We start from the raw sequence: 26,928 nt of genomic DNA, 5'->3' as shown, positions 1-26,928 counted from the left end.
GACAGAAACATCGCTATTCCGTTCCCTGGGTCTGACCTGCTGAGGGACTCATTAGCGCGTTACCCCTGATCTCGTCAACTTCGATTTCGATCGGATGTCCAATAGCCACCGTTGCGATCGTCGTATAACTTGGCGCTGGTGTCGGGGGCCGCCGTGCGGTGCCCTGATGTGGAACTCCGTGGCGACTGAAGACGTCCTGGCGGAAATTTGGAGAGGCGTCCGTGGACCTCGGCGAGATTCTGCGCGTATTGCGCAACCGCTGGCTCATCGTCGTGCCCATGCTGGTCCTGGCGGTGGGCCTGGGCATCGGCGCGTTCATCATGGTGCCCACCACCTACTCCACCTACACGATGGTCAGCCTGCTCAGCGCGCCGGCGGCCACCAAGGCCTCGGCCACCCAGACCGGGCAGGGCCAGGACAACCCGTTCCTGTACTTCAACGGATCGCTCGTGGCGACCGCCGACTTCCTCGGCCGCCGCCTGCAGTCGACCGACACGGTCCTCGAGCTCAAGAGCAAGGGCCTGACCGAGAAGTACGAGGTCGCCCTCGCCGAGAACGCGCAGGGCCCGTTCCTGACGCTCACCCTCAAGGGCACCGACAAGCCGCACCTGCTCGCCTCGGCCGCGCAGCTGGCCGCCTACGCCGGCACCACGCTCGACCTGATGCAGCAGCAGAACGGCGTCGCCGACAAGGACCGGATCAAGCTGACCCAGGTCATCCCGCCGCAGACGCCGAAGGTCGAGACCAAGGAGAAGCTCAAGCTGGTCATCGTGGCCGGCGGCGGCACCGCGGCGATCGGCTTCATCCTGGCGTTCGTGGTGGAGAGCGTCAGCCGCTCGCGCCGCCGCAAGGCCGCGCTCGCCGAGGCCGAGCCGGCCGACGCGCCGATCGGCACGGCCGCGTCCGGCACGGCGACCGCGACGCCGGACATCGAGGGCACCATGGTCATCCAGCTGCCGCCGGTGTCCCCGCCGGTCCGGCCGCTCCCGCCGAAGGAGAAGACCTCGGACGCGGAGAAGACCCAGCGGATCCAGGTGCCCCCACGCCAGGCCGCCGCCACCAATCAGGCCACCAGTCAGAAGGAGAGCCAGCAGCGCCGGCCCGGCCTCTCCACGACGTACCAGTCGAACGGCGAGCGTGGGGGCCAGAATGTCAACCGGGTCAACGGCAGCTGACGTTCGCAGACCGACCGGGCGGGACCGTCCGGGCACCACCACCGCACCGGCGTCCCGGCCGGGTCGCCTCTACCGCTCGCAGCAGCGGCTGCGCACGCTCGGGCCGGACTCGCTCCTCGCGATCTACCTGGTCCTGCTGCTCGTCGTCCCGGCCCGCCTGGTGGTCGCGAGCATCGGCGCGACCGGCACGGTGGCCAACCTGTTCCTGCTCGTCGCGCTGCTCTGGTACGCGGTGAGCTGGCTGATGCGGCGGGTGCAGTCGGCGCCGTACACCCGGGCCCCGCGCGTCGCGCTGCTGTTCTACGTGGTGGCGATCCTGCTGGCGTACGTGGCGGTCGGGCGCCGCGACGCCGATCCGCTGGAGTACAGCGCCGCCGACCGGGGCCTGCTGCAGCTGCTCATCTGGCTGCCGCTGATCCTGCTCACCACGTCGCTGACCGAGTACGCGCAGATCGACCGCCTGCTCAAGCTGTTCGTCAAGCTGTGCACGGGTGTGGCGGTGCTGGCGATGGCGGAGTTCGTGCTGAAGCAGAGCCTGACCGCCTGGATCGTGATCCCCGGCCTCTCCTCCGGCTCGGCGTCCGAGCTGATCGCCCGTGGCGACTTCGTCCGGCCGACGGCCACCGCGTCGAACACCCTGGAGCTGGCCGCGACCCTGTCGATGGCCCTGCCGTTCGCCATCCAGCAGGCGTTCTACCACACCGATCGCAAGCCCTGGCGGCGCTGGGCGCCGGTCTTCCTGATCGCGCTGGCCACCGTGATGACGGTGTCCCGCACCTCGGTGATCGGCCTGGTCATCATCCTGTTCGTGCTGCTGCCGACCTGGCCGGCCGCGCGGGTGGGCAAGGCCCTGCTGGTGATGATCCCGGCGCTGGGCGCCACCCGGGTGCTGGTGCCGGGCCTGGTCGGCACGCTGCTCGGGTTGTTCACCGCGATGCTCAACGGCGGCGACAACAGCACCAACTCGCGGACCGCCACGAGTGCCGACGTCGGCGAGTTCCTGTCCGGCCACGAGTGGTTCGGGCGCGGCCCCGGCACGTTCCTGCCGCTGCTCTACCGGTACACCGACAACCAGTACCTGCTGGCCCTGCTGGAGGTCGGCGTGGTCGGCCTGGTAGCCATCGTGTGCCTCTACGTGACCACCATCCACTGTGGCGGGGCCGGTCGCCGCCGTTTCGCCGATCCCGAGCGCCGGGAGACCGGTCAGGCCTTTGTGGCCGTCGGGTTCGTGATGCTCGTCGTAACGGCCACATTCGACACTCTGAGCTTCCCGATCGTGGCCGGATCCACTTTCCTGATGTTGGGCCTGTCGGGTGCGTACCTGAGCGTGGCCCGCCGCGAACAGGCGAATATGGGAGACCTTCCACAGTGACGGATTTGAACCGACGGGTGGCCACCGCGGCCCGTTGGAGCCTGGTAAACACCATCGTCCGCCGGGTGGGCACGTTCGCCTCCGGCGTGGTGCTGGCCCGCCTGTTCTTCGGCCCCTACGAGTGGGGCCTCTACGCCGTCGGCCTGCTCGTGCTCGCGATGCTGCTGTCGCTCAACGAGATGGGCGTCAGTCTCGCGCTGGTCCGCTGGAAAGGCGACATCCGCCGCTTCGCTCCCACTGTGCTCACACTGTCCACATTGTCCAGTTCGGCGTTCTACGTACTGCTCTGGTTCTCCGCACCGGCCCTGGCGAAGGCGCTCGGCTCGCCGGACGCCACGCTCATGCTGCGGGTGCTGTGCGTCAGCGTGATCATCGACGGCATCGCGTGCCTGCCACTCGGTCAGCTCAACCGCGAGTTCCGGCAATTCCCGCGCACCGTGGTCGACATCCTGAACTTCGCGATCAACACCGCGGCCACCATCGCGTTCGCCGCCGCCGGCGTCGGCGCGATGAGCTTCGCCTGGGGCTCGCTGATCGGCAACCTGGTCGCCCTGGTCGGATTCGGGCTCTGCGCGCCCGGCATGCTCCGCTTCGGATGGAACACCGAACAGGCAAAACAATTGCTTCGGTACGGGCTTCCGCTCGCGTCCGCGAGTCTGCTCACGCTCGGGATCGTCAACGTCGACTCGGTCGTGGTCGGCTCGATCCTCGGCCCCGCCGCGCTCGGCATCTACGCGATGGCGTTCAACATGTCCAGCTGGCCGGTGCGGATGGTCTCGGAGACCGCGCGCCGGGTGTCGTTCGCCGGCTTCTCCCGGCTGGCCGACTCCTCGCAGGCCGAGTTCGCGAGCGGCTTCATCCGGGCGTTCACCCTGGTCATCGCGGCCGCCGTGCCGATCTGTGTGGTCCTCGGCGTGCTCGCCACGCCGATCATCGTGTTCGTCTACGGCGACCAGTGGGCGGCCGCCGGCCTGCCGCTGCAGTTCCTGGTCGCGCTCGGGCTGCTGCGCACCGCGGTCGAGCTGGCCTACGACTGCCTGGCCACCCGGGTCCGCAAGACGCTGATGTTCATGCAGGCCTGGTGGCTGTTCACGCTCATCCCGCTGCTGATCCTCGGCGCCCACCTGTGGGGCGTCCCGGGCGTCGCCGCCGGGCACGTGGTGGTGGCCGCCGTACTGGTCTCCCCGGTGTTCGTGGTGGTGCTCGGCCGGCTCGGCATCCCGGCCGGCCAGATCCTGCTCGCCTGCGTCCGCCCGGCCCTGGGCGGCGTGGCGATGGGCGTGGTCGCCTGGCTCGCGCACCACTGGCTCGGCGGGGGCTTCCTCGGCCTGGCCGTGGCCGGGGTCGCGTCCTTCGCCACGTACGTCCCGTTCGTGCTCCCGATCATCAAACGCCTTCGGTCCGGCGGCGCCGGCACCGAGGAGCCGGTCACCGCCGAGCCCGCGCTCGCCTAGACCGCATTCCTGAGGAGATCGAGACAGATGCGTTCGTTGAAGCGGCACCTGCGAGCCCGTTACGGCTGGCTGCCCCTCGAGGAACTGCGCAACAAGGTGATGCTCGGGCACACCGCGGTCGGCCTCGGCCGGTTCGAGCGCTCCGAGGTGCGCCGGCTGCTGGCCACGCTGCCCGGCGGCGTCCGGCCACGGGCCAAGGTCGCCACCGTCGTGCTGACCTACAAGCGGCCCGACGGCGTGTTGCGCGCGGTCGAGTCGGTGCTCGCGCAGACCATCCGGGACCAGGTCGTGGTGGTGGTCGACGACGGCGGCGGGCAGCTGCCGGACTTCCCGGCCGACCCGCGGCTGTTCGTGGTGAGCCTGCGGCACAACATCAACGTGCTCGGCGTCAGCCGCAACGTGGGCATGGCCCTGACCGAGTCGGAGTACGTCGCGTTCCTCGACGACGACAACACCTGGTACCCGCACCACCTGGAGACCACCCTGAAGCGGCTCGACCAGGGTGGCCCGGACGCCGTCTACACCGCGATGCGGCGGGTGCTGCCGGACGGGACCCAGCGCGACGTCCTCTCCGTCGAGTTCGACCGCAAGCTCGCCTGGGAGCGCTGCTTCCTGGACACCAACCCGCTGGTCGTGCGGCGGCTGCCGGGCGTGCGGTTCAGCCGCCTGCGCCGGCACGGGAAGGTGAACCCCAAGGAGGACTGGGAGTTCGTCTACCGGTTCAGCCGCCGGCGCCGGGTCGAGCACATCCCGGAGCCGACGGTCGACTACGCCATCAATCCGGACAGCTACTGGACCGCCTGGGAGATGTCGTGATGACCGGCAAGCGCAAGATCCTGCTGCCCGCCGCGCTGGCGGTGCTGCTGCTCGCGGTCGCGATCGGGGTGGTCCTGATGCGCGGCGACGACACCGACCCGCTGGCGCGGTCGGACAACGGCACGCCCGGCGCCTCCGGCCCGGCCGCCACCAGCGGGCCGCGCTCGTCCCCGGCCCCGAGCGGCTCGGTCCTGCCGTCGGCGTCCACCCCGGCCAAGGAGCCCACCGGGGCGCCGACCAAGCCGCGGGTCCTGCCGGTCACCGCGACCGGCGGCGGCCGTTACCCGGCCCGGTTCACCGTCGGCGCGCCCGGCGTGCAGCCCTACAAGCAGTCCGACAAGTCCCTGCCGGTCCCCAAGGGGTACAAGGTCGTCAACCCCAGCAACAAGGACAGCAAGGAATGGGACCTGTACGACTGCAAGGGCACGGTCAACCTCGACCACAAGTACTTCAAGGCGTTCATCTACGTCGGCACCGGCTGCCACGGGACCGTCAACATCACCAACTCGATCATCGCGCCGCCGGCCGGTTCGACCAACCGCGCGGTCCTGGTGAACACCGACGGCTCCGGCAGCCTGAAACTGAACCTCACCAACGTCACCATCCGCCCGGAACCGGTCGGACTCGGTGAGAAGAGCACCCCGCTCAACGACCACGCCGTCAACGACTGTGCCACCTGCACCATCACGTTCAACCGGGTGGACGTCGCGAACACCGGCGGCATGTGTCTCTGCGGGGCGCGGACCACGATCCGCAACAGCTGGTTGCACGACAACTACATCGCGAACCTCAGCGATCCGGCGGCGGCACACACCGGCGGCGTCTTCCCGTACGGCGGTACCGGCCCGGTCACGATCGAGAACAGTCGACTGGAACCGGGTGTCGACGCGCACACCGGTAAAGAGGTCAAGAACTACTGGAAGGCCATCACCGCCGTTCTGTTCACGCAGAGCGTCGACGGCTCGGTGCTGCGCAATTACTCCGTACGGAATAGTTTTATTTCTCTTGGTGCTTATGGTCTTTATGCCCAAACCGGGTCTGACCTGCGCATCACTGACAACGTCTTCGGCCCGACCCACTGGGACGCGGCCGGCGGATGTGACTCGAATTGTTCCGTGACGTTCGGCGAATGGTCGAACAACGTGGTGGGAACGATCGACGGGGTGCCCACCAAGAAACAGGTACCGAAGCCCAACTGAGTTCTGCCACGAAAAGAGCCAGAATTGAGATCGAGAATAATTTCCGGCGTCATCTCGGCGCTGATCGTCGGGGCGGTGATCGCGCTTCCGGGCGTGGTCCTCGCGGCCGACGACCCATGCGGCGTCAACTCGAACCCGATCGTCTGTGAGAACTCGAAGACCGGACTGCCGCTCGACGACTGGTACGGCGACGCCTCCTGGGGCGACATCGAGGGCTTCACCACCAAGGTCAGCGTGCAGCCGGGGGAGAGCCTCAAGCTCAAGGTGAACTCGCCGACCACGTTCACGGTGACGTTCATCCGCCTCGGTTACTACAACGGCGACGGCGCGCGGAAGATGCCGACGTCACCGACCACCACGTTCCCGGCGAAGGTGCAGGACACCTGCCTCAAGGACCCGGCCACCGGCCTGGTCGACTGCGGCAACTGGACCACCAACGTCACCTGGACCGTGCCTGCCGACGCGGTCTCCGGCGTCTACATGGCGCTGCTCGACCAGGGCGGCGGGCAGGGCTACATGCCGTACCCGTTCGTCGTGGCCAACGACAACAGCACCTCGAACATCGTGGTGCAGACCTCGGACGAGACCTGGCAGGCCTACAACTCGTGGGGCGGCCAGAACCTGTACGAGGGCGGCGGCCCGGCGCCCGACGGCCGCGCCTACAAGGTCAGCTACAACCGGCCGCTGCGCATCGCCGGTGACAACTCGATCCTCGGCAGCGAATACCCGATGATCCAGTGGCTGGAGCGCAACGGGTACGACGTCAGCTACGCGTCCAACCTCGACGTGTCCACCAAGCCGGCGCTGCTGCCCAAGCACAAGGTGTACCTGTCCTCCGGCCACGACGAATACTGGGACCAGGGGATCTGGGACAACGTCAAGGCGGCCCGCGAGGCCGGCGTGAACCTGGCGTTCTTCAGCGGCAACGAGGCGTTCTGGCGGACCCGCTGGGAACCGTCCATCGCCAGTGACGGCGGCACCAACCGGACCCTGGTCAGCTACAAGACCACCAAGCTGGCGCAGAACCCGCCGAACGGCATCGCCGACCCGAGCGGGCAGTGGACCGGCACCTGGCAGGACCCGGCCGGCGCCGGGACCGGCGGCAACAAGCCGCAGAACCAGATCACCGGCACGCTCTTCTCGGTCAACGGCTACCGGCACGACGCGATCACGGTGTCCTCGCAGTTCAAGAACCTGCGACTGTGGGACTGGACGTCGATCGAGAACCTCGGGACCGGGGAGGTGGCGACGTTCCCGATCGGCACCCTCGGCTACGAGTGGGACTCCGACGTGGAGAACGCGGCCCGGCCACCGGGCGCCGTCCAGTTCTCCTCGACCACCCTGCAGATCACCGACGGCACGATGCTGCTCGACGAGGGCAACAACTACGGCAACGGCGTCGCCACCCACAACATCATGATGTACCGCGACGAGTCGTCCGGCGCGCTGGTCTTCGGCTCCGGCACCGTGCAGTGGTCGTGGGGCCTGAGCATCCGGCACAACGGGCTGGCGAGCTCCGAGGACCCGCGGATGCAGCAGGCCACCGCGAACCTGCTGGCCGACATGGGCGCGCTGCCCAAGACGCTGCAGTCGAACCTGCACGCGGTGGCCAAGTCCACCGACACCGTCGGCCCGACCGTCAACGTCACCGCCCCGGCGGCCGGCGCGACCGTGCCCGTCCTCGGCGCGATCACGATCACCGGGACCGCCGCCGACACCGGTGGCGGACAGCTCGGCCGGGTCGAGGTCTCCACCGACAACGGCACCACCTGGAACGCCGCCACCGGGCTGGCGAACTGGACGTACACCTGGACGCCGGTCGCCCAGGGCAGCGCCACGATCAAGGTCCGGGCGGTCGACGACAGTCTCAACTTCGGGACGGTCAAGAACGTCGCCGTGACCGTGGGGCCGCAGCAGTGCCCGTGCACCACGTACAAGACCAGTGACGTGCCGGCGAACGTCGACTCGTACGACGCGTCGCCGAACGAACTGGGCGCCAAGTTCCAGGTGTCGGTGCCGGCGACGGTCACCGGCGTCCGCTTCTACAAGGCGGCGACGAACACCGGGACGCACCTCGGACGCCTCTACACGACCGCGGGCAAGCTGCTGGCACAGGGCACGTTCGTGAACGAGACGGCCAGCGGCTGGCAGACCCTGCAGTTCGGCACGCCGGTGACGATCTCGGCGAACACGCCGTACATCGTGTCGTACTACACGCCGACCGGGCACTACTCCTACAGCAGCGCCTACTTCACCGCCAAGGGCGCCGGCGACGGCATCGTCAAACAACTCCAGTCCGGGGTGTCCGGGCCGAACGGTGTCTACAAGTACGGCACCGGCGGCGGGTTCCCGAACCTGAGCTGGGGCGACACCAACTACTGGGTGGACGTCGTCGTCGACACCTCGACGGCGGTCACCACGCCGCCCGTGGTCACCGTCAAGTCGCCGGCCGCCGGGGACGTCGGGGTGGCCCGCAACGCGGCGGTCACCGCCACCTTCGATCACGACGTGGACCCGGAACATCTGGCGTTCACGCTCAAGACCGGGGGGAACACGGTCGCGGCCAAGGTCTCCTACGACGACACCACCCGGAAGGCGACGCTCCGGCCGGACGCCGCGCTCGCCGCGAACACCCAGTACACGGCGTCGGTCCAGGCGACCGACGTGTGGGGCAACGCGATGACCGCGCCGACCACGTGGAGCTTCACGACCGGGGCCGGGGTGTCCTGCCCGTGCACGCTGTTCAGCCCGGCCTCGACGCCGGACGTGGAGAGCGCGGGCGAGGCCAACGCGCTTGAACTGGGCACGAGGTTCACCTCCGACGTCGACGGGTGGGTGACCGGTGTCAAGTTCTACAAGGGGGACCGGAACACCGGGGAACACACCGGGACGCTGTGGAGCGCCACCGGCCAGCAGTTGGCGACCGGCACGTTCCAGAACGAGACGGCCAGCGGGTGGCAGACGCTGACCTTCGCCACTCCGGTGGCGGTCGAGGCGGACACGGCGTACGTGGTCTCCTACCACACGAACGTGGGCTTCTACTCGTACAGCGGGGGCTACTTCTCGCAGGCCCGCAGCTCGTACCCGTTGACCGGGGTCGCTGACTCCGCCACCGGGCACAACGGGCTGTTCAAGGCGAGCGCCGGCACGGCATTCCCGGACTCCAGCTGGAATGCCACCAACTACTGGGTCGACGTCGTCTTCACCAACACCGCACCGTAACTGCAGGCGGGCCCGGCACCGGTCGGTGCCGGGCCCCTCTCTAGGGGGAACAGAGTGAGTTCGGTCAGCGTCGTGATCCCGTGCTACAAGTACGGCGATTACCTGCGTGCCTGCGTCGACAGCGTGCTCGACAACCCGGGCGTCGACGTCCGGGTGCTGATCATCGACGACGCCTCACCGGACGACTCGGCCGACAAGGCGCGCGCGATCGCGGCGAGCGACCCGCGCGTCGAGGTCCGGGTGCACGAGCAGAACAAGCGGCACATCGCCACCTACAACGAGGGCCTGCTCGAGTGGGCCGACGGTGACTACGTCGCCCTGCTCTCGGCCGACGACATGCTGACCCCGGGCGCGCTGACCCGGGCCGTCGCGCTGCTCGACGCGAACCCGAACGTGGGCTTCGCCTACGGCCACCCGGTCCACTTCCAGCACCCCGGCCCGCCGCCGCCGGCGAACCAGGGGACCGGCGGGACCGCGGTCTACCCCGGCCACTGGTGGCTGGAGCGCCGCTTCCGCGAGGGCACCGGCTGCATCACGTCGCCCGAGGTCGTGGTCCGCACCGACCTGCAGCGCAAGGTCGGCGGCTACGACCCGGAACTCCCGCACGCCGGCGACATCGAGATGTGGATGCGGCTCGCCGCCCACGCCGACGTCGGCTACGTGCAGGCCGACCAGGCGTACTACCGCCTGCACGGCCAGAACATGTCCCAGGTCGACTTCGCCGGCCAGCTCGACGACCTGCGCCAGCGCAAGACCGCCTACGAGGCGGTGCTGCGCAAGACCCGTGACCTCCTACCGGAGGCGGACCGCTGGGACGACATGGTCCACCGCCGCCTGGCCCGCTTCGCCCTGCGCCGCGCGGTCCGCGCCTACGACCGCGGCCGCACCGGCACCGTGCCGGAGGAGGAACTGGTCGCGTTCGCCGCCGAGTGCTGGCCGCAGTACCGAACCCTCCCGGAATACCGCGGCCTCCAGGTCCGCCGCCGCGTCGGCGCCAAAACAATGCCCTACCTCCAGCCGCTGGTCCTCTCCGCCGTGGCCGCCAAGGGCCGCGAGTGGCTCTGGTGGCGCTCCTGGGAACGCCGCGGCATCTGATACCGCAGGATCCGACGCCGCAGCATCTGACGCCGCGGTATCTGACGTCGCAGCATCCGGCGTCGCGGTGTCTGAGGCCACAGCATCTGACGTCGCAGCATCCGGCGCCGCGGGATCTGACGCCGCAGCACCTGAAGCTGCGGCGTCAGACGCGCGACGGCGGCACCGCGAAGCACTCCGACGCGTCCCGACGCTGCCCGCCGAGCCCTGCAACGGGCCGGGCTGCGGTGAGAGCCGCAGCCGAGCGTCGGCTCACCCCACCCGATCGCCGCGCCGCGCCCCGATCGCCGCGCCGCGCCCCGGCTTCGGCTCGCCGCCCCGGCTTCGGCTCGTGGCGCTGGTGGTCAGGGGCAGAAGACGGCGGTGGTTGCTGCGTAGAACGCGGCCCGCGCGTCCGGGACAGGTGGCTGGGCCGGGTCGTGTTTCTTGTCGATCGCCAGGTCGAAGACGTTGGCCACCAGGACGAGCTGCCGGGACGTGTCCGCGCTGGTCATCGACACGCTGTTGAAGCCCGGGCCGCCACCGTCGGTCTCCCAGACAGCCACGTCCCCAGCGTCGCAGGGGACAGTGATCCGCTGCACGCCCAGTCCGTAATCCTCCTCTGGCACGAGAGTCTGCAGCTCCCGCTGCTCGGCCCTGGGCAGGAGCCGGCCGCCGAACAGAGCGGCGTCGAACCGTGCCAGGTCGGCGACCGTGGAGACCATCGCGCCGGCCGTCCACTCGCCGGACGGATTGAAGTCGGTGACGTCGCGATGGCTCAGGTCGTACCCGTGTAGAAACGGCCCCGGCAGCGCCGGATCGTCGAGCGGGAAGGACGTCTCCTGGAGCCCGAGCGGCTCGATGATCCGCCGGCGGATCTCCATGTCCGCGTGGTGGTGCGTGACCGCCTCGACGATCAGGCCGGCCAGCAGGTAGTTGGTGTTCGAGTAACTCCACCCCTGCCCAGGCGGGAAGAGCGGCGGGTGCGCCATCGCCGCGGCGATCACCTCCTGCGGTGTCTCGCCACCACGATCGGTGCCGATCTCGGGGTCATAGATGCCGCTGGTGTTGTTCAGCAACTGCCGGACGGTGATCGTCCGCCCGTCGTTGCCCTGGCCCCGGACGACGCCGGGCAGCCATTTCTCCACACTGTCGTCGAGGCTCATCCGGCGCTCGGCGACGAGTTGGAGCAGCACGGTCGACACGAACGACTTCGTGTTGCTGAAGATCCGCCAGTGATCCTGTGGCCGGGCCTCGCCCGCGGCGAGTTGCCATTGCTGTCGACCCCGCCGCACATACGCGATAACTCCGGGATTGCCGGCGGCGACCGCTCGGTCGATTGCCTCGCGCACCGTGGCACGTGTCGGCGGCTCGCTCCCATGTGCTCCGCCGCCGGCCGTCAACGACGCGGTCAGCGCCGCGGCGATCACGGCCGCCGTCACTCTCCTGCTCGACATGTCTCTGTCCTCCGGGTCGGCGAATTGCTGACGCCGCTGACTCTGCCGGGGCGGCGGCCGCGTTTCGACCAGGCCAGCCCCCGTCTTCGACCCTGGGGATAACCCGGTGTCAAACCGGGGGACTACCGGCTGCCGCCCCGGACGCCGGTCGTCCATCCTGGACGCATGCCAAATCGCGACAGCATCTTCCGCCACCTGCTCTATGCCCTGACCGGATTGCCGTTGGGCCTGCTCGGCCTGGCCTACACGGTGTATGTGGTGGTCGGCGGCGCCGTGCTGTCGCTCACCGTGGTCGGCCTGCCGGTGCTGAGCGCCGGGCTCCGCGGCGCCCGCCTTCTCGGCGGGCTGCACCGTGCGCTCGCCCGGCGCCTGCTCGGCGTGGCGACCACAGCGCCACCGCCGCCACGCGGCCGCCCCGGCCTCACCGGCTGGGTCTGGGCCGGGCTGAGCGACGGCGGTGCCTGGCGCGCCGTGGGCTACCTGGTGCTGAAGGCGCCGCTCGCCGTGCTGTCGACGGCAGTCGTCATCGTCGGCTACGGATATGGACTGGGCGCGCTCACCTATCCGGTCTGGTGGCGGCTGGTTCCGGCGCAGGCCGATGCCGCGGGCGTGCTGCGTGCCGGGTTGCCGCTGCCCGGCGACGTCTTCCTGGACACCTGGCCACGGGCGCTGCTGACGGCCGGCGTCGGCGTGGTCCTGCTGCTGCTCGCCCCGTTCGCCCTGCGAGCGGTGCTGTTGCTCGACGGGATGCTCGTCTCCGACCTGCTCGACGCGCGCCGATTGAACGAACGGGTCCGCGAGCTGGCGGCGAGCCGGGACTTCGCGGTGCAGGAGTCCGCTGCGGCCCTGCGTCGGATCGAGCGTGACCTGCATGACGGAGCACAGGCCCGGCTGGTGGCCCTGGCGATGAACCTGGGCGCGGCCAAGGAGCAGCTGGAGCAGAGCGATGCCGATCCGCTGACCCGTGACCTGGTCGGCAGCGCTCACCGCGACGCGAAGGCCGCGCTGGTGGAGTTGCGTGACCTGGTCCGTGGCATTCATCCGCCGATCCTGGACAGCGGGCTCGACGTCGCGCTGGCCACCCTCGCGGCTCGGAGCTCGATGCAGGTCGATCTGACGGTCGCGATCGATTACCGGCCGGCGCCGGCGGTCGAGACCATCGCCTACTTCTGTGTCGCAGAGTTGCTCACCAACGTCGCCAAGCACAGCGGGGCATCGCGTGCCGTGGTCGACGTCGAGCAGGTCGGCGGCAGACTGTGGCTGCGCGTGACCGATCATGGCCGGGGTGGCGCCCAGCCTCGGGGCGGGCTCGCGGGGCTCGCTGATCGGGTTCGGACAGTCGACGGCCGGCTCGACATCAGCAGTCCCGCCGGTGGGCCTACCGTGGTGACCGTGGAGCTGCCATGCGTGTCGTGATCGCTGAGGACGCCGCGGTGCTGCGGGACGGCCTGACCCACATCCTCACCAGCCGGGGCACGACGTGGCCGCCGCGGTTGCGGACGCCACCGATCTGCTCGCGGCCGTCGCCGAGCATCGGCCGGATGTGGCGATCGCCGACGTGCGGATGCCGCCGACCTACACCGACGAGGGGCTGCGGGCCGCGATCGCGATCCGGCGTGACCATCCGGGCACCGGGGTGCTGGTGTTCTCGCAGTACATCGAGACGCGGTATGCCGCCGATCTGCTGGCCGGTGGCGCGCAGAAGGTGGGCTACCTGCTGAAGGACCGGGTCGCCGACGTCAGCGACTTCATCGACGCGCTGACCCGGGTGGCCGCCGGCGCGACGGTGCTCGACCCCGAGGTGGTCACCCAGATGTTCGGCGCCAGCCGGCAGGCCGGCCACCTGGCGGTGCTGACCCCGCGGGAACGTGAGGTGCTGGCGCTGATGGCCGAGGGACGTTCGAACACGGCGATCGGGGAGTATCTGATGCTCGCCAGCGGCTCCGTCGAGAAGCACATCACCAGCATCTTCACCAAGCTGGGCCTGCCCGCGTCAGCCAACGACCATCGCCGCGTCCTCGCGGTCCTCCGCTACCTCCAGCAGTAGGTCCACCCGCCCCACAACCTGCTCACGCCGGGACGCGTTGCGACGTGACGTGACGCACGGGGCTGCGTTGGCCGCCCGGCGTCGCGCCGCTCCCGGCCGCGCTGGGGGGACTGCGCCTGGCGGGGTGGGCATGGCTTTGCCGGCCGATGCCGGTGCAGCACGGGGCGGCGCGCGCGGTGCGGGGCAGCGCGGTGCGGTGCCGGGGGAGCGCTGCGCGCGGTGCGGGGCAGCGCGGTGCGTGCGGTGCGGCGCGCGCGGTGCGGTGCGGGGCAGCGCTGCGCGCGGTGCGGGGGAGCGCTGCGCGGGTGGGGCTGTGTTGGGTCTGGGGCTGGGCTGCTTTGGGGCCTGGACCTGGGGCTGCGGCTGCGGCCGCGGCTGCGGTCGGGGGCGGGCCTGGCCTGGAACTGGGCCTGGGTTGGGGCTGCGGCTGCCGCTGCCGCTGCCGCTGCGGTTGGGGCTGGGGCTGGGGTTGGGGCTGGGTGGGTGACGGAGTGAGAAGTTCGGCTACTGGTTTGTCTCGGTTCACCTGGTTACCGTCCGGTAACCAGAGCCGAGCCAACTCCACCGGAGGCCGGACATGCCCATTCGCCTGCGCTTTTTTGCCGTAGTGGCTGCTGTGACGACCGCGTTTGCGGTTGGTGCGGCAGTGCCGGCGGAAGCTGCCGTCACCATCCCCACGTTCTATACGCCGCCGGCGACGTTGCCGGCCGCGGACGGAGCACTGATCCGTAGCGAGCCGCTCCCGCTCGCGTTCTCGTTGCCCGGGATCACCGGAACACTGCCGGGCACCGCGACCCGGATCATGTACAAGTCGACCGATTCGACCGGGCAGGCGGTCGCGGTCACCGGTTCGTACGTCGAGCCGGCCCTCCCCTGGCTGGGCGCCGGCGCCCGTCCGCTGGTCGTGCTCGCGCCCGGCACGATGGGCCAGGGCGACCAGTGCTCGACATCCCTCGCCCTGCAGCGCGGCCTGATCATCGGGACCGAGAACGATCAGTTGACGCTGTCGATCGGGTACGAGGTGCTCGCGATGTACCGCCTCCTGCTCAAGGGCGTCGCGGTCGTCCAGACCGACTACGTGGGTCTCGGCACGCCCGACCGGCTGCACACGTATGTGAACCGGGTCGACGAGGGTCATGCCGTGCTCGACGCCGCCCGCGCGGCCCGAGCGCTGCCGAGCACCTCGGTCACCACAAAGTCCCTGATCGGACTGTACGGCTACAGCCAGGGCGGCGGCGCGGTCGCGTCGGCGGCGGAGCTGCAGGCCGGCTACGCCCCGGACGTGAAGGTGACCGCCACCTACGCCGGCGCGCCGCCGGCGAACCTGGCCGAGGTCGTCGCCGGGATCGACGGCAGTGAGCTCGCGGGCGCGCTGGGCTGGTCGATCAACGGCTTCGCCCAGTCCGCCCCGGCCCTGCAGACGGTCCTCGACCGGTATCTGAGCGACAGCGGCCGAACCGTCCTGAAGAGCCTGTCCACGATGTGCGTCGGGGACGCGATCCTCTCGTATGCCGGCAAGAAGAGCAGTTCGTGGACGACGACGGGTCAGACGGTCAGCGACATCATCAAGGCCGAGCCCGAGCTGAAGTCGTTCATCGACGATCAGCGCATCGGCGCGCGCAAACCGGCCGGTGTGGTCCGCGTCGCGACCGGCGTCAACGACAATCTGGTCCCGCACGGGCAGGCTCGCACGATGGCCGCGGACTGGTGCAAGCTGGGCGGCAAGGTCGTCTACGCCCCGGTCATCCTGCCGAATACGATCAGCCCGCTGCTGAACCACTTCGGCCCGCTCCTGACCGACCAGGGCACCGCCGTCGACTGGCTCGGCCTGCGCCTGGCCGGCGTCCCGGCCCTCTCCACCTGCGCGCTCCTACCGATCCAGCCCTGATAGAGGCCGATCCGGCCCCTGATAAAGACCGATCCAGCACCGATAGAGGCCGATCCGGCCCTGATAAAGACAGCACGACGAACGCTGACCGCACCCGGCGGCAACCGGGTGCGGTCAGTTCACGGGTGACGCCCAACCCGGCCGCGGGATCAGGCAGAACGGATGCCCGGCCGGATCAGCGAAGACATCCTCCCCACCCGGCAACCGCCGAGCGCCGAGCCCGAGTACCGCCTCCGCCGCAACAGCCAGATCGTCGACCATCACGTCGAGGTGCGACTGTTGCGGCACCTCCGGATCCGGCCAGGTCGGCGCCCGATGATCGGCCGCCCGCTGAAAGGCAAGCCCCGACGTGCTGGTATCGACGGAAACCACCACAAAATCGGGGTCGGCGTAGGTCACCGGCAGCCCAAGCACCGCACTCCAGAACCGCCCCGACACCGCCGGATCCGCGCAGTCGAAAATCAGATGATGCAGACGACCCACCGGCATGACAAACCTAACGACGCAACGGTACGACCGTAGTAGTCACGATCTTCGTCTTTACCACATGCTCCGCCGGCACCGAACTGACGATCACCGCCCCCGAAGCAACCGCCGAGTCATCCCCGATGTGCACATCCGGCTCGATGTAGATCCCGGTCCCGAACCGGATCCGCGAGCCGATCGTCACCTTGCCCGACGTCACCACCGACGGCCCGCTGGCGTTGTCGTCCCCGATCACGCTGTGATGGTCGAACGAGTTGTACGCCGAGAAGAAGTTGTTGTCCCCGACTCGCACACCCGTAGCCACGTGGCAGAACGCGCAAATGATGTTCCCCTGCCCCATCGTCACGTCGGTAGCGATCTTCGCCGTCGGATCGATCGCGTTGGCCAGCGGAACCCCGGCCTCGGAGCAAAGTTCCCGGAACCGGGCCCGAACCGCCGGCGACCGCCCGATCGCGATGATCGCCGCGTCGTACCGCCCGTCCGCGAAGAGCGGGCCGACCAGCGCGGACCCACCGACCACCGGCACCCCGTGCACCGACGCACCCCACCGGGACGAGTCGTCGTCCACGATCGCCACGACCTGCTGGGTCGTACTCCCGGCCAGGATGTCCAGCACCTGGGTCGCCCCGAGCGCCGCCCCGACGATCAGGATCCGCTGCCGCCCGGGCGCGCCGGCCAGCGGAGCGGGCAGATCAACCGGCTCGGCCGCCACGGGCTGTACCGCGGCTTCCACATCCTTGACCGTGATCAGCCGGTCCAGCCCGAGCCCGGCCAGGTCGATCCCGAGCTCAGCGGCCCGCTGCACAGCCTTCATCGTGGCCCGCGGCCCGTCCGACGCGGGAGTGGCCGCCGCAGCGGCAGCTTGCGCGGCAGTGAACGCGTCCCGCGAGGCCGCGTCGGGAAAGAGCTGCGCGATCGGCTGCGACAGCGGAACCTCGGTCCCCTTGGCCGCGCCGTGCAGCAGCACCCCCGCGACCGGCGCGAGCACCTCGAGGACCGCCTTGCTCGTCTCCACCTCGGCGAGCAGCTCATCCTTCTCCACCTCGGCGCCGTCCTCGGCGAACCACATCACCAGGATGCCGTGCTCGCTGTTGACGTCGTTGGTGGGCACCAGGACGGGATTCACCGCAAGTCTCCTAATTCAAAAGAAAAACCCAAAAAACCGACAAATCCGATTTCCCCGTACGACCGCAGCAGGCCCCGCGACGCCACAAGCGCCCGCACGGAGCGCCAAACCCCAGCGAACGCGACCGAATCAGCGAACAGCCGCACGAATCGCCGCCTCGATCTGCGCACTCCCGACCAGAACCTCGGCCTCTTGAGTCTTCGACGAGGGAATGACCGTAGGAGCGCTCGCCACCACCTCCACCGGCCGATCCAACCGCTCGAACAGCCGCCGAGAGATCACCGAAGCCGCCTCAGCCCCCCACGACCACCCATCGGCCCCTTCCTCAACGGTCACCAGTCGCCGGGTGACCGAAACCGACCGCTCCACCGGCCCCCAGTCCATCGGCGCGATCTGAGCCGGCACCACCAGCTCCGCGAAGATCTCCTCTTCCATCGCCAGCCGCTCGATCACCTTCGCCGCCAGCAGCGCCTGATACCCATAGGCGAGCACACTGACCACACAGTCCGAAGCCGGCACCGCCGACAGCCGCACGGTGGGCAGCATCCCGGGCGAGGAGTCACTGGTAGCCACCAGCTCTCCGACCATCCCGTCGACGGGCAGCGTCAGATGCTGCGGATAGAGCAGCTTGTGCTCGACATACAGCACCGGCTCGTCCCGCCCCAGGAAGTCCGCGAACACCACCCGCGGGTCGTGATAGAGCGATGCGGCCACCACCCGCAGATGCGGCACCCCGAGAAAGTGCTTCTCCAGGCTCTGACTGTGCGTCGGCCCGTACCCGCGATGCCCACCCGTCGCCGCGCGGATGATCACCGGACAGGTGGCCTGCCCCGCGTACATCGCCTGGTATTTAGCGATGTGATTGACCACCTGGTCGAACATCAGCGTCAGGAAGTCCCCGAACATCACCTCGGCGATCGGCCGGTATCCGGCCAGCGCGAGCCCGGCCGAGATCCCGGCGATCGCGCCCTCGCTGATCGGCGTCGTCCGCACCCGGGCCGGGAACGCCGTGGACAACCCACGGGTGACCTTGAACGCCCCGCCGTACGGATCGGCGATGTCCTCCCCGAGCAGCACGACCCGCCGGTCGTCGCTGAGCGCCCCGCGCAGCGTGTCCCCGAGCTCCTTCGCGAAGATCACGGCAGGGCCCTCGCCGTCGCGACGACCTCGCCCAGCGCGGTCTCCACCTCGTCGTCGATCCGCACCCGGTCGTCGTCGGCGAGCCGCCGGCCGTGCACGACCAGCGGCTCGACCAGCCAGTGCGCGTCGATCTCGGCCTGCGGCCGCTCGTCGTCGCTCTTGGAGTGGTGACACAGCCGGTAGGTGTGGATCAGCAGCACCCGCGGCCCCTCGCCGGCCCGCACCGCGGCGATCTCCTCACCGGCGGCCTGACTGATCTCGACCACGTCGGTGGAGTCCAGGGAGCGGACCGGAACGCCGAACGCGGCGAACCGCCCCGCGAACGACCCGGCCATGTTGGCGGCGATCGGCGTGCTCTGCGCCCACCGGTTGTCCTCGCAGACCACCAGCAGCGGCAGCTTCCACAGCGCGGCCATGTTGAGCGTCTCGTAGACCACGCCCTCGCCGAGCGTGCCGTCCCCGATGAAGACCACGCTGACCGCGTCGTTGCCCTCGAGCTGGTTGGCCAGGGCGATGCCGGCCGCGTTCGGCACGATGCCGCCCTGCACGCCGTTGGACTTGAAGCCGGGCGCGCAGATGTGCTGGCTGCCGCCCATGCCGCGGCAGACGCCCGCGGTCTTGCCCATGATCTCGGCCAGCAGCCCCAGCGCGTCCCCGGAGTGGGCCAGGTAGTGCCCGTGGCAGCGGTGGTTGCTGAAGATGTGGTCGCCCTCGGTGAGGTGTTCGGTGACGGCGACCGCGTCCGCCTCCTGCCCGATGCAAGCGTGCGTGGTCCCGTTCAACGCACCCTCCTCGAACAGCTGGAGCAGCGTCTCCTCGAATCGCCGGATGAACCGCATCCGCCGGTAACGCCGGTGGTCGAGCGGTTCGCCGGCGACTCCTGTGAGCAGCTGGTCGGTCCGCACCGGCGCGAGCGCCGTCGAAGTCACTATCTGCCTCCCCGAGGGCGGTGATCCATCGCGCCCGACCCTACCGATGGGCGGGCCTCCATTGGAGACACCTTCAGCCATCGTGGAGCCGACGGGGATCGTCGAATACGAGCCGAACGGCCGGTCTGCCCCACCCAACGGATGGCACCGGCGTGCGTGTGGCGCTGACTACAGTAGACGAGCCGATCGCGACGTACCGTGACGAAAACCGGCCTGCCGGATAGCCGTCACAGCTCTGCCGCAGGGGTCGCCCCGGTAGTAGCGTCCGTCCACTCCAGACCCCTCTTCGCAGGAGTTACGCTGACATGATTCCGCTCGTCGATCTGCAAGCCGCCCACGCCGAGGTCGCCGAGGAGGTCGACGCCGGCTTCAAGCGGGTGCTGGCCACCACCGGTTTCGTCGGCGGTCCCGAGGTCGCGGCGTTCGAGCGCGAGTTCGCCGAGTTCTCCGGCGCGGCGCACGTCGTCGGCGTCGCGAACGGCACCGACGCGGTCGAGCTCGCCCTGCGCGCGGCCGGTGTCGGCCCGGGCGACGAGGTCGTCGTGCCGGCCAACACGTTCGTCGGCACGGCCGAGCCGGTCGCCCGGATCGGCGCCCACGTGGTGCTGGCCGACATCGATCCGGCCACCTACCTCGTCGACGTCGACCGGATGCTCGCCGCGGTCGGCCCGAAGACCAAGGCGGTCGTCCCGGTCCACCTCTACGGCCAGCTCGCCGACGCCCCGCGCCTGCGCGAGGCGCTGGCCGGCACCGGCGTGGCGGTCGTCGAGGACGCGGCGCAGGCGCAGGGCGCGCTGCGGCACGGCCGGGCCGCGGGCGCCGACGGCATCGCCGCCACCAGCTTCTACCCGGGCAAGAACCTGGGTGCCTACGGTGACGCCGGCGCGGTGCTCACCCCCGATCAAGATCAAGCGATTACGGTACGGACGCTGGGCAGTCACGGCGGCCTCCAGAAGTACGTGCACGACCTGGTCGGGGTGAACTCCCGCCTCGACGCCCTGCAGGCCGTCGTGCTGCGCGCGAAACTGGCCCGCCTCGGCACCTGGAACCGGCTGCGCCGCGCCGCCGCCGCCCGCTACCACGAGCTGCTCGCCGACCTGGACTTGGTGCTGCCGCAGACCCTGGCCGGCAACGAGCACGTCTGGCACCTGTACGTCGTCCGGATCCCCGGCGGCCCGGCCCGGCGCGACGCCGTTCTCGCCAAGCTGCACGAGGCGGGCGTCGGCGCCGGCATCCACTATCCGTACCCTCTGCACCTGACGCCCGCCTTCGCCGACGAGAAGTACCCGGTCGGCAGCTTCCCGCTCGCCGAGCAGGCCGCCGGCCAGATCCTGTCGCTCCCGCTGTACCCGCAGATCACCGTGGACCAGCAGGAGACGACCGCGCGAGCGCTCGCCAAAGCTCTGGAGAACTAGGTAACAGCGTGTACATCACCATCCGGGACCGGCCGGCCAAGGACAGGGCGGCCGGTCCCAAGGCTCGGGTGGCGACCACGGTCGTCCTGCTCGGCGTGGTCAGCCTGCTCACCGACATCTCCTCGGAGATGGTGACCGCGATCCTGCCGCTCTACATGACCGCCGAGCTCGGGCTGAGCCTGCTGGCCTACGGTGTCGTCGACGGCCTCTACCAGGGTGTCAGCGCCCTGGTCCGGATCTTCGGCGGCTACCTGAACGACCGCACCAGCCGCCCCAAGTGGGTCGCCGTCTTCGGCTACGGCATCTCGGCGATCAGCCGGATCGCGCTGATCCCGGCGCACAGCTTCGCCGCGATCACCGGCGTGATCACCGCCGACCGGCTCGGCAAGGGTTTCCGGACCGCCCCGCGCGACGCGCTGATCGCCGACGCGTCCGAGCCGTCGATGCTGGGCCGCGCGTTCGGCGTGCACCGCACCCTGGACACGATCGGCGCCGCGCTCGGGCCGCTGGTCGCGTTCGGGCTGCTGCTGCTCGTCCCGAGCGGGTACTCCTCGGTCTTCGTGGCGTCGTTCGCGTTCGGCCTGCTCGGCGTGACGGTGCTGGTGCTGTTCGTGCCGGATCGCCGTACGTCGGGCGGGGGTCTGGCCGCGAAGCGGTTGTTCCACGAGCTGGCCAGTCCGCGCCTGCGCAAGCCGCTGCTCGCGGCCGGACTGCTCGGCCTGTTCACCGTCAGCGACGGCTTCCTCTACCTGTCGCTGCAGCACAGCGGCGGTTTCGCGGCCCGCTGGTTCCCGCTGATGTACGTCGGCGCCAACCTGGTCTACCTGACCCTGGCGATCCCGCTCGGCCGGCTCGCCGACCGGATCGGCCGGGCCCGGGTGTTCCTCGGCGGGCACCTCGCGCTGCTGGTCACCTACCTGGTCGCGGGCGGCTCCCGCGGTGGCCTGGTCGCCACGCTCGTCGCGCTCGCGCTGGTCGGCGCGTACTACGCGGCCACCGACGGCGTGCTGCCCGCGCTGATCAGCAAGCGCGTCCCGGCGGCCGCCCGGGGCAGCGGCATCGCGGCCGCGCAGACCGTCGTGGTGCTGGCCCGGTTCGCCGTCTCGCTGGCCTTCGCCGGATTGTGGGAGGCGATGGGGCCGTCGCAGGCGCTGTTCCTGGCGGCTGGTTTCCTGACCGTCGGCATCGGGGTGGCCGGGTGGCTGCTGAAGGGCATCGACACGTGAGTCCGCGGACCAAACTGGCGACGTTCGCCGTCGTGCTCGTGCTGGCGATCGGCGGCACGGTCTTCTCGATCGTGCACACCCGGCAGGAGCAGGCGGCGGCGGTCGCGGCCGCGCCGCCGGTCCCGGTCACCGACCTGGCGACCGTTTCCGGTCAGGCGCACGTGGTGTTCCGGAGCACCGCGATCGGCAACGACTACGGCCGGGTCGCGCTGGTGCCGCTCGCCGACCCGGCCGGGCCGCGGGCGTTCACGAAGGCGACCTGCGAGCGCGTCTACGCGCACCGGGACGAGGCGGTCTGCCTCTACTCGAAGCCGGGGCTGGTCACCACGTACAAGGCGGAGATGTTCGACGCCTCGTGGACGGCCGGCCGGGAGCTCGAGCTGGCCGGGGTGCCGAGCCGCACCCGTCTGTCACCGGACGGCACCTGGGCGGCGACCACCACGTTCGTCTCCGGGCACGCCTACTCCTCGCCGGGCGACTTCTCCACCGAGACCCTGGTGACGCCGCTGGGCGCCGGCGCCGGCAAACCCCTCAACCTGGAAACCGACTTCCGGCTGTACGTCGACGGCAGGCGCATCACCGCGCAGAACCGCAACCTGTGGGGCGTCACCTTCACCGGCGACGACGACCACTTCTACGCGACCGCCGCGTCGGGCGACAAGACCTGGCTCGTCCGCGGCAGTCTGAAAGATCGCACGCTGACCGCGCTGCGCGAGGACGCCGAGTGCCCGTCGCTGTCGCCGGACGGCACCCGGGTCGCGTTCAAGACCCGCAACGGGCAGCCCGAGGGCCAGTGGATGATCGCCGTCTACGACCTCGCGACCGGGAAGTCCACGCTGCTCACCGAGAAGCGCAGCGTCGACGACCAGATCGAGTGGCTGGACGGTTCGCGGGTGCTCTACGGCCTGCCGCGCTCCGGCAGCGGGCCGTCGGCCAGCGACGTCTGGGTGGTCCCGGCGGACGGCAGCGGCACGCCGGCGGTGTTCATCCCGGATGCCTGGTCGCCGGCGGTCGTCCGCTGACGCGGCTTCCAGTGCTTGAGTGACATCGCCGGGCGCTCGATCAGGTGCCAGGACGGGATGGCCAGCGCGAACGTGCCGATGCTGGCCAGCACGATGTAGACGAACAGGCCGAGGTCCGGAACGCCGAGCAGGGCGAGCAGCTGCTGGACCGGGAACGCGTAGATGTAGAAGCCGTACGAGTAGTCGTGCCGGCGGCCGACCCGCTGCAACGGCTTCGGCAGCCGGATCGCCAGCCACAGCACCAGGTACGCGAAGGCCGGGTAGCCGACCACGTCGAAGCCGCCGAACTGCAGGCTGGCCAGCAGCACGACCGCCGCGACGATCGCGAAGCCGTCGTTGAGGACGATCCGCTTGCGGTACGCCTCGAACAGCGCGCCCAGCAGGAACACGTAGGTGAGGTAGACCAGCGAGTACGAGTCCAGGCCGCCGATCCCCAGGAACGGGCCGTGGTCGCCCTGCGGGCCGGGGAGGTGCGGCGCGGTCAGAAAGTCCCGCACGATCACCGCGAACAGGCCGGCGGCCAGCACCGCGACGACCCAGCGGGCCCGCTTCAACACGCCGATCACGGCCAGGCCGGCGACCATGAAGTAGCAGAGCACCTCGTACATCAGGCTCCACAGCGAGCCGTCGAAGACCGACGTGCCGGTGAGCCGACCATACGGCGTGTGGAGCAGCAGGCCGGCGATCCCGTACTGGCGGATCGCGATGGCGGCGTTGTTCACCACGTACCCGAACGGGCCGCCGGGCTCGGTGAACAGGCCGGTCAGGCTGCCGCGCTCGATCAACGCGACGACCGGGGCGAAGACGAACGCCGTGACGATCAGGCACACCCACAGGCCGGGCAGGATCCGCAGGCCGCGGTGCCACAGGTAGCGGGGGAGCGGGACCCGGCCGGCACTGCGGGTGATCAGGAACCCGGAGATCGTGAAGAAGCCCAGGATGCCGATCTCGCCGAGCGCGGTCTGCCCGTGGGTGAGGCCGCCGCCCGGATCCTCCCGGCCGTAACCCAGCGGCAGGGAATGGGAGACCAGCACCGCGAAGGCGAACAACAGGCGAAGGAAACCGAAACTGTTCTCCGGGCCGGAGAAGGCCGTGTCGACGGTTCGCCGCGTCCAGATTGGAGCCCGCATCAGAGGATTAGACCACGCCCTCTTCGTCAAATTCCAGTTCGTCAGAACAAAGACAGCGGACGTACGGGAAATGCGGGCCGAATGTCTGATTCGGCTGTCGTCCCGGCGCTTTTCGTAACCCACTGTGGATACTAGGCTGGCTCGCATGATTGGAATTGAGCGGTGAGGTCGTTCCTCGCGGTTTCCGGGGAGCTCGCTCCGACACCCACCGTCCTGGCTCGTCTGACCGGCGATCCGGTCGTCACCCGCACCGCCACCGGCTGGGTCGCGATGGGCGGCGCCGAGTCCACCGACCGGGTCGACGCGGGCGCGTTCACCGTCCGGCTCGGCAAAGCCGCCCGGACCCGTGGTGGTGACGTCTCCACCGAGGCCCTCGGCATCCTGCTGCGGGACGGCGCCAAGGTCGACGGCGGCCCGCTCGCCGCGCTGGTCCCGCCGTTCGCCGCCGCGCACCGCGACGGGCCGGCGGCGCCGGTCGTGGTGGCCACCGACTGGCTCGGCTTCCAGCAGCTGTTCTGGTGGCAGGGGCCGGGCGTCGCCGCGGTCTCCACCAGCGCCCTCGCGCTCGCCGCCCTGGCCGGGGCGGAGCTCGACCGGCCGGCGCTGGCCGTGCAGAGCCTGGTCGGCTGGCAGGTCGGCCTGCGCACGGTCTTCGCCGGCGTGCACAAGGTCCCGGCCGGCAACGTCGCGGTCCTCGACGAGGGCCGGGTCACCCTGCACCGGTACGTGGCGGAGTCGCTCGCCGTCGACGGCCCGCCGCCGTCGGTCGAGGAGGCCGCCACCGAGCAGGCCGCCCTGATGACCGAGTTCCACCGGGCCTACCTGCGCGATCACCCGCGGTCGGTGCTGCAGCTGACCGGCGGGCAGGACACCCGGGTGCTGCTCTCGGCGATCCCGGCCGAGCTGCGCGCCGGGCTGCCCGCGCTGACCCTGGACACGCACGGCGGCACCGACTCGCGGTTCGCGACCCGGCTCGCCGACCTGACCGGGATGAAACTTCAGATCCACTGGATGGACGAGGGCCCGGCGGTTCCCCCGGCCGCGGCGTTCGACCTGGCCCTGCGCGCCGCGCGGGAGCTGGACTGCATGGCCAGCCCGCTCGCGCTGGCGCCGCTGCTGCGCGCCGAGGCCCAGCTGGACCAGGGGCACCGGCTGTCCGGGCTGGGCGGGGAGACGTGCCGCGGGTTCTACTACTTCGGCCAGCCGTCCGGCGCGACGACCGGCCCTCGCTTGATCGAGAAGCTGGCGACCTGGCGGCTCTACGCCAACGAGGCCGTGCAGACCGAGGCGCTGGCGCCGGAGTTCGCGGCGTCCGCCCGGGCCACCGCGCTGGAGCTGATCACCGAGTCGTTCGAGGGCTATCCGGACGAGTGGCTGGCCGCGACCGATCACTTCTACCTGTACCAGCGGATGCAGCGCTGGTCCGGCGCGCACGGCTCGGTCGCCGCGGCGAACCGGCACTTCATCAACCCGATGTTCGACCGCCGGTTCATCCAGCTGGCCCACGCGGTCCGGCCCTCGGAGAAGCGGGACGGTCTGCTCACCGGCCGGTTGATCACGCTGCTCGACCCGGCGCTGGCCGCGGTCCCGCTGGACTCCGGGCTGGTCCCGAACCGGCTCGGCAGGCCCGGCCTGGCCGCCCGCACCGCGGCGTACCGGGTGACCGCGCAGAAGGCGGCCCGCAAGATCCGGCAGAAGGTGCGCGGCCAGGGCCGTCCCCAGCTGGGCGCGGCCGAGATGGCGTCGCTGGTGGTCGCGCACCTGCGGGCCGAGCCGTCGGTGGCGGCCCCGCTGCGCGACACCGGCCTGGTCCGGGACGCGTGGCTGGACGAGATGCTGGCCGGGCGGGTCACGCCGGAGCCGGCCACGGTCGCGTTCCTGCTCAACCTGCTGGCGGCGGCCTGACGAGGGGCGGTGCGGGGCCCGGCCGATCAGTAGGGTGAGCCGATGCGGCTGAGCAAGTTCACCCATGCCTGTGTCCGGATCGAGGACGGGAATCGGCGGCTGCTGATCGACCCGGGCATCTGGACCGAGCCGGCGGCGTTCGAGGGTGTCACCGACGTGCTGGTCACCCACGAACACGACGACCACATCGACCTGGAGCGGATCGGCGCGCTGCTCATCGACCGGGAGCTGCGGATCTTCGCGCCGTCGGCGGTCCGGGAGCTGGCCGTGCGGGAAGGCGCGAGTGGGGTTGCCGACGCGATCACTCCGGTCGCTCCCGGTGACACCTTCACCGCCGACGGGTTCGCGGTGACGGCGGTCGGCGGGGAGCACGCCGAGGTCTACGAGGGCCTGCCCGGCTGTGCGAACGTCGGCTATCTGGTCGAGGGCGTCTACCACCCGGGAGACTCGTTCTTCGTCCCCGCGCAGCCGGTGACGACGCTGCTCGTGCCGGCCGCGGCGCCGTGGTTCAAGCTGAGCGAGGCGCTGGACTTCGTCCGCGCGGTGGCTCCGGAGCGGGCGTTCCCGATCCACGACCGGATGCTGTCGACCGACATCGGCTTCGACTACTTCGACGCCTGGATGCGGGAGAAGGGAAACACCGACTACGACCGCATCCCGAACGGCGAGGGCGTGGTTTTCCAGGTTTTGGGGTAAACCGTGCCCACCCGCGGACTAAAACAGCCTACGCGAGCGATTTGTGACCCGGCCGGTGACGCGGCTCGCGGTTTGCGGGTTGACCGCAACCACCCTCGGACGTCGCCCTTTCGGGCCTCGCGTTCTGGGCGCGCCAGCGCCCTGCGAGG

At 70.2% G+C, this 26,928-nt stretch carries 19 protein-coding genes and 1 pseudogene; 14 read left to right on the top strand and 6 right to left on the bottom strand.

The annotated features are described in order from the left end of the window. Nucleotides 1-221 precede the first annotated feature (221 nt). Genes L3i22_RS34540 through L3i22_RS34510 form a run of 7 tightly spaced genes read left to right on the top strand, consistent with a single transcriptional unit; the run spans nucleotide 222 to nucleotide 10,333 of the window. On the top strand, nucleotides 222-1,175 hold the full coding sequence (locus tag L3i22_RS34540; protein WP_221321677.1) for a hypothetical protein: 954 nt from the start codon (nucleotides 222-224) through the stop codon (nucleotides 1,173-1,175). Beyond that, on the top strand, nucleotides 1,150-2,547 hold the full coding sequence (locus L3i22_RS34535) for an O-antigen ligase (RefSeq protein ID WP_221321676.1): 1,398 nt from the start codon (nucleotides 1,150-1,152) through the stop codon (nucleotides 2,545-2,547). Before L3i22_RS34540 ends, L3i22_RS34535 begins: the two co-directional genes overlap by 26 nt. After that, a complete protein-coding gene (locus tag L3i22_RS34530) occupies nucleotides 2,544-4,001 on the top strand; it encodes an oligosaccharide flippase family protein (protein ID WP_370644265.1) in 1,458 nt (485 codons plus the stop codon). The genes L3i22_RS34535 and L3i22_RS34530 overlap by 4 nt, the downstream gene beginning before the upstream one ends. A gap of 27 nt (nucleotides 4,002-4,028) precedes the next feature. Beyond that, on the top strand, nucleotides 4,029-4,817 hold the full coding sequence (locus L3i22_RS34525) for a glycosyltransferase (protein ID WP_221321674.1): 789 nt from the start codon (nucleotides 4,029-4,031) through the stop codon (nucleotides 4,815-4,817). Beyond that, complete coding sequence (locus tag L3i22_RS34520) at nucleotides 4,817-6,016, top strand: hypothetical protein (protein WP_221321673.1); 1,200 nt, start codon at nucleotides 4,817-4,819, stop codon at nucleotides 6,014-6,016. Before L3i22_RS34525 ends, L3i22_RS34520 begins: the two co-directional genes overlap by 1 nt. A 24-nt stretch (nucleotides 6,017-6,040) precedes the next feature. After that, nucleotides 6,041-9,238: a DUF4082 domain-containing protein gene (locus tag L3i22_RS34515; protein WP_255657385.1), complete on the top strand. Its 3,198-nt coding sequence runs from the start codon at nucleotides 6,041-6,043 to the stop codon at nucleotides 9,236-9,238. Nucleotides 9,239-9,292: 54 nt separating this feature from the next. Further along, on the top strand, nucleotides 9,293-10,333 hold the full coding sequence (locus L3i22_RS34510; protein WP_255657384.1) for a glycosyltransferase: 1,041 nt from the start codon (nucleotides 9,293-9,295) through the stop codon (nucleotides 10,331-10,333). Between the two features lie 344 nt (nucleotides 10,334-10,677). Here the strand turns inward: L3i22_RS34510 and L3i22_RS34505 are convergent, their stop codons facing one another. Continuing rightward, on the bottom strand, nucleotides 10,678-11,769 hold the full coding sequence (locus L3i22_RS34505) for a serine hydrolase (RefSeq protein ID WP_221321672.1): 1,092 nt from the start codon (nucleotides 11,767-11,769) through the stop codon (nucleotides 10,678-10,680). A gap of 165 nt (nucleotides 11,770-11,934) precedes the next feature. Between L3i22_RS34505 and L3i22_RS34500 the strand changes: the two genes are divergently transcribed. The 3 genes and pseudogenes from L3i22_RS34500 to L3i22_RS34490 all read left to right on the top strand — a co-directional run bounded on the left by L3i22_RS34500 (nucleotide 11,935) and on the right by L3i22_RS34490 (nucleotide 15,704). Further along, entirely contained in the window at nucleotides 11,935-13,185 is a 1,251-nt protein-coding gene (locus L3i22_RS34500) for a sensor histidine kinase (RefSeq protein WP_221321671.1), read from the top strand. Then, nucleotides 13,173-13,816 (top strand): annotated as a pseudogene (locus L3i22_RS34495) (response regulator). Before L3i22_RS34500 ends, L3i22_RS34495 begins: the two are co-directional and overlap by 13 nt. Before the next feature lie 646 nt (nucleotides 13,817-14,462). Next, nucleotides 14,463-15,704, top strand: coding sequence for a lipase family protein (locus L3i22_RS34490; RefSeq protein WP_255657383.1), 1,242 nt, complete (start codon nucleotides 14,463-14,465; stop codon nucleotides 15,702-15,704). A 114-nt stretch (nucleotides 15,705-15,818) separates the two neighbouring features. Here L3i22_RS34490 and L3i22_RS34485 read toward each other — a convergent pair whose 3' ends face one another. The 4 genes from L3i22_RS34485 to L3i22_RS34470 all read right to left on the bottom strand — a co-directional run bounded on the left by L3i22_RS34485 (nucleotide 15,819) and on the right by L3i22_RS34470 (nucleotide 19,385). Beyond that, complete coding sequence (locus tag L3i22_RS34485; protein WP_221321669.1) at nucleotides 15,819-16,193, bottom strand: VOC family protein; 375 nt, start codon at nucleotides 16,191-16,193, stop codon at nucleotides 15,819-15,821. Between the two features lie 7 nt (nucleotides 16,194-16,200). Further along, nucleotides 16,201-17,316, bottom strand: a complete 1,116-nt coding sequence (locus L3i22_RS34480; protein ID WP_221321668.1) for a biotin/lipoyl-containing protein — start codon at nucleotides 17,314-17,316, stop codon at nucleotides 16,201-16,203. A gap of 129 nt (nucleotides 17,317-17,445) precedes the next feature. Continuing rightward, on the bottom strand, nucleotides 17,446-18,456 hold the full coding sequence (locus L3i22_RS34475; protein WP_221321667.1) for an alpha-ketoacid dehydrogenase subunit beta: 1,011 nt from the start codon (nucleotides 18,454-18,456) through the stop codon (nucleotides 17,446-17,448). Beyond that, the gene (locus L3i22_RS34470) at nucleotides 18,453-19,385 is read right to left on the bottom strand and encodes a thiamine pyrophosphate-dependent dehydrogenase E1 component subunit alpha (RefSeq protein ID WP_255657382.1); all 933 of its coding nucleotides are present in this window, start codon (nucleotides 19,383-19,385) and stop codon (nucleotides 18,453-18,455) included. The genes L3i22_RS34475 and L3i22_RS34470 overlap by 4 nt, the downstream gene beginning before the upstream one ends. Before the next feature lie 305 nt (nucleotides 19,386-19,690). On the opposite strand from L3i22_RS34470, the gene L3i22_RS34465 reads away from it, so the two are divergent. Both L3i22_RS34465 and L3i22_RS34460 read left to right on the top strand, forming a co-directional pair. Then, nucleotides 19,691-20,800: a DegT/DnrJ/EryC1/StrS aminotransferase family protein gene (locus tag L3i22_RS34465; RefSeq protein WP_221321665.1), complete on the top strand. Its 1,110-nt coding sequence runs from the start codon at nucleotides 19,691-19,693 to the stop codon at nucleotides 20,798-20,800. 8 nt (nucleotides 20,801-20,808) lie between these two features. Then, on the top strand, nucleotides 20,809-22,026 hold the full coding sequence (locus tag L3i22_RS34460) for an MFS transporter (protein WP_221321664.1): 1,218 nt from the start codon (nucleotides 20,809-20,811) through the stop codon (nucleotides 22,024-22,026). An 898-nt stretch (nucleotides 22,027-22,924) separates the two neighbouring features. On the opposite strand, the gene L3i22_RS34455 is transcribed toward L3i22_RS34460, so the two are convergent. Next, entirely contained in the window at nucleotides 22,925-24,178 is a 1,254-nt protein-coding gene (locus tag L3i22_RS34455) for an acyltransferase (protein ID WP_221321663.1), read from the bottom strand. Between the two features lie 162 nt (nucleotides 24,179-24,340). Between L3i22_RS34455 and L3i22_RS34450 the strand changes: the two genes are divergently transcribed. After that, nucleotides 24,341-26,083, top strand: a complete 1,743-nt coding sequence (locus L3i22_RS34450) for a hypothetical protein (RefSeq protein WP_221321662.1) — start codon at nucleotides 24,341-24,343, stop codon at nucleotides 26,081-26,083. A gap of 42 nt (nucleotides 26,084-26,125) precedes the next feature. Next, the gene (locus tag L3i22_RS34445; RefSeq protein ID WP_221321661.1) at nucleotides 26,126-26,779 is read left to right on the top strand and encodes an MBL fold metallo-hydrolase; all 654 of its coding nucleotides are present in this window, start codon (nucleotides 26,126-26,128) and stop codon (nucleotides 26,777-26,779) included. Nucleotides 26,780-26,928 lie beyond the last annotated feature (149 nt).

Origin of the sequence: Actinoplanes sp. L3-i22, from assembly GCF_019704555.1 — a bacterium.
Lineage (GTDB): Bacteria > Actinomycetota > Actinomycetes > Mycobacteriales > Micromonosporaceae > Actinoplanes.
Note: the sequence above shows the minus strand (reverse complement) of the source record. Positions and strands in the feature narration are given on the sequence as shown.

Excerpts from the sequence above, each read along its gene's own strand:
- L3i22_RS34535 (WP_221321676.1), top strand. The coding sequence starts at position 1,150 with ATGTCAACCGGGTCAACGGCAGCTGACGTTCGCAGACCGACCGGGCGG.
- L3i22_RS34525 (WP_221321674.1), top strand. The coding sequence starts at position 4,029 with ATGCGTTCGTTGAAGCGGCACCTGCGAGCCCGTTACGGCTGGCTGCCC.
- L3i22_RS34520 (WP_221321673.1), top strand. The coding sequence starts at position 4,817 with ATGACCGGCAAGCGCAAGATCCTGCTGCCCGCCGCGCTGGCGGTGCTG.
- L3i22_RS34505 (WP_221321672.1), bottom strand. The coding sequence starts at position 11,769 with ATGTCGAGCAGGAGAGTGACGGCGGCCGTGATCGCCGCGGCGCTGACC.
- L3i22_RS34500 (WP_221321671.1), top strand. The coding sequence starts at position 11,935 with ATGCCAAATCGCGACAGCATCTTCCGCCACCTGCTCTATGCCCTGACC.
- L3i22_RS34485 (WP_221321669.1), bottom strand. The coding sequence starts at position 16,193 with ATGCCGGTGGGTCGTCTGCATCATCTGATTTTCGACTGCGCGGATCCG.
- L3i22_RS34465 (WP_221321665.1), top strand. The coding sequence starts at position 19,691 with ATGATTCCGCTCGTCGATCTGCAAGCCGCCCACGCCGAGGTCGCCGAG.
- L3i22_RS34455 (WP_221321663.1), bottom strand. The coding sequence starts at position 24,178 with ATGCGGGCTCCAATCTGGACGCGGCGAACCGTCGACACGGCCTTCTCC.
- L3i22_RS34445 (WP_221321661.1), top strand. The coding sequence starts at position 26,126 with ATGCGGCTGAGCAAGTTCACCCATGCCTGTGTCCGGATCGAGGACGGG.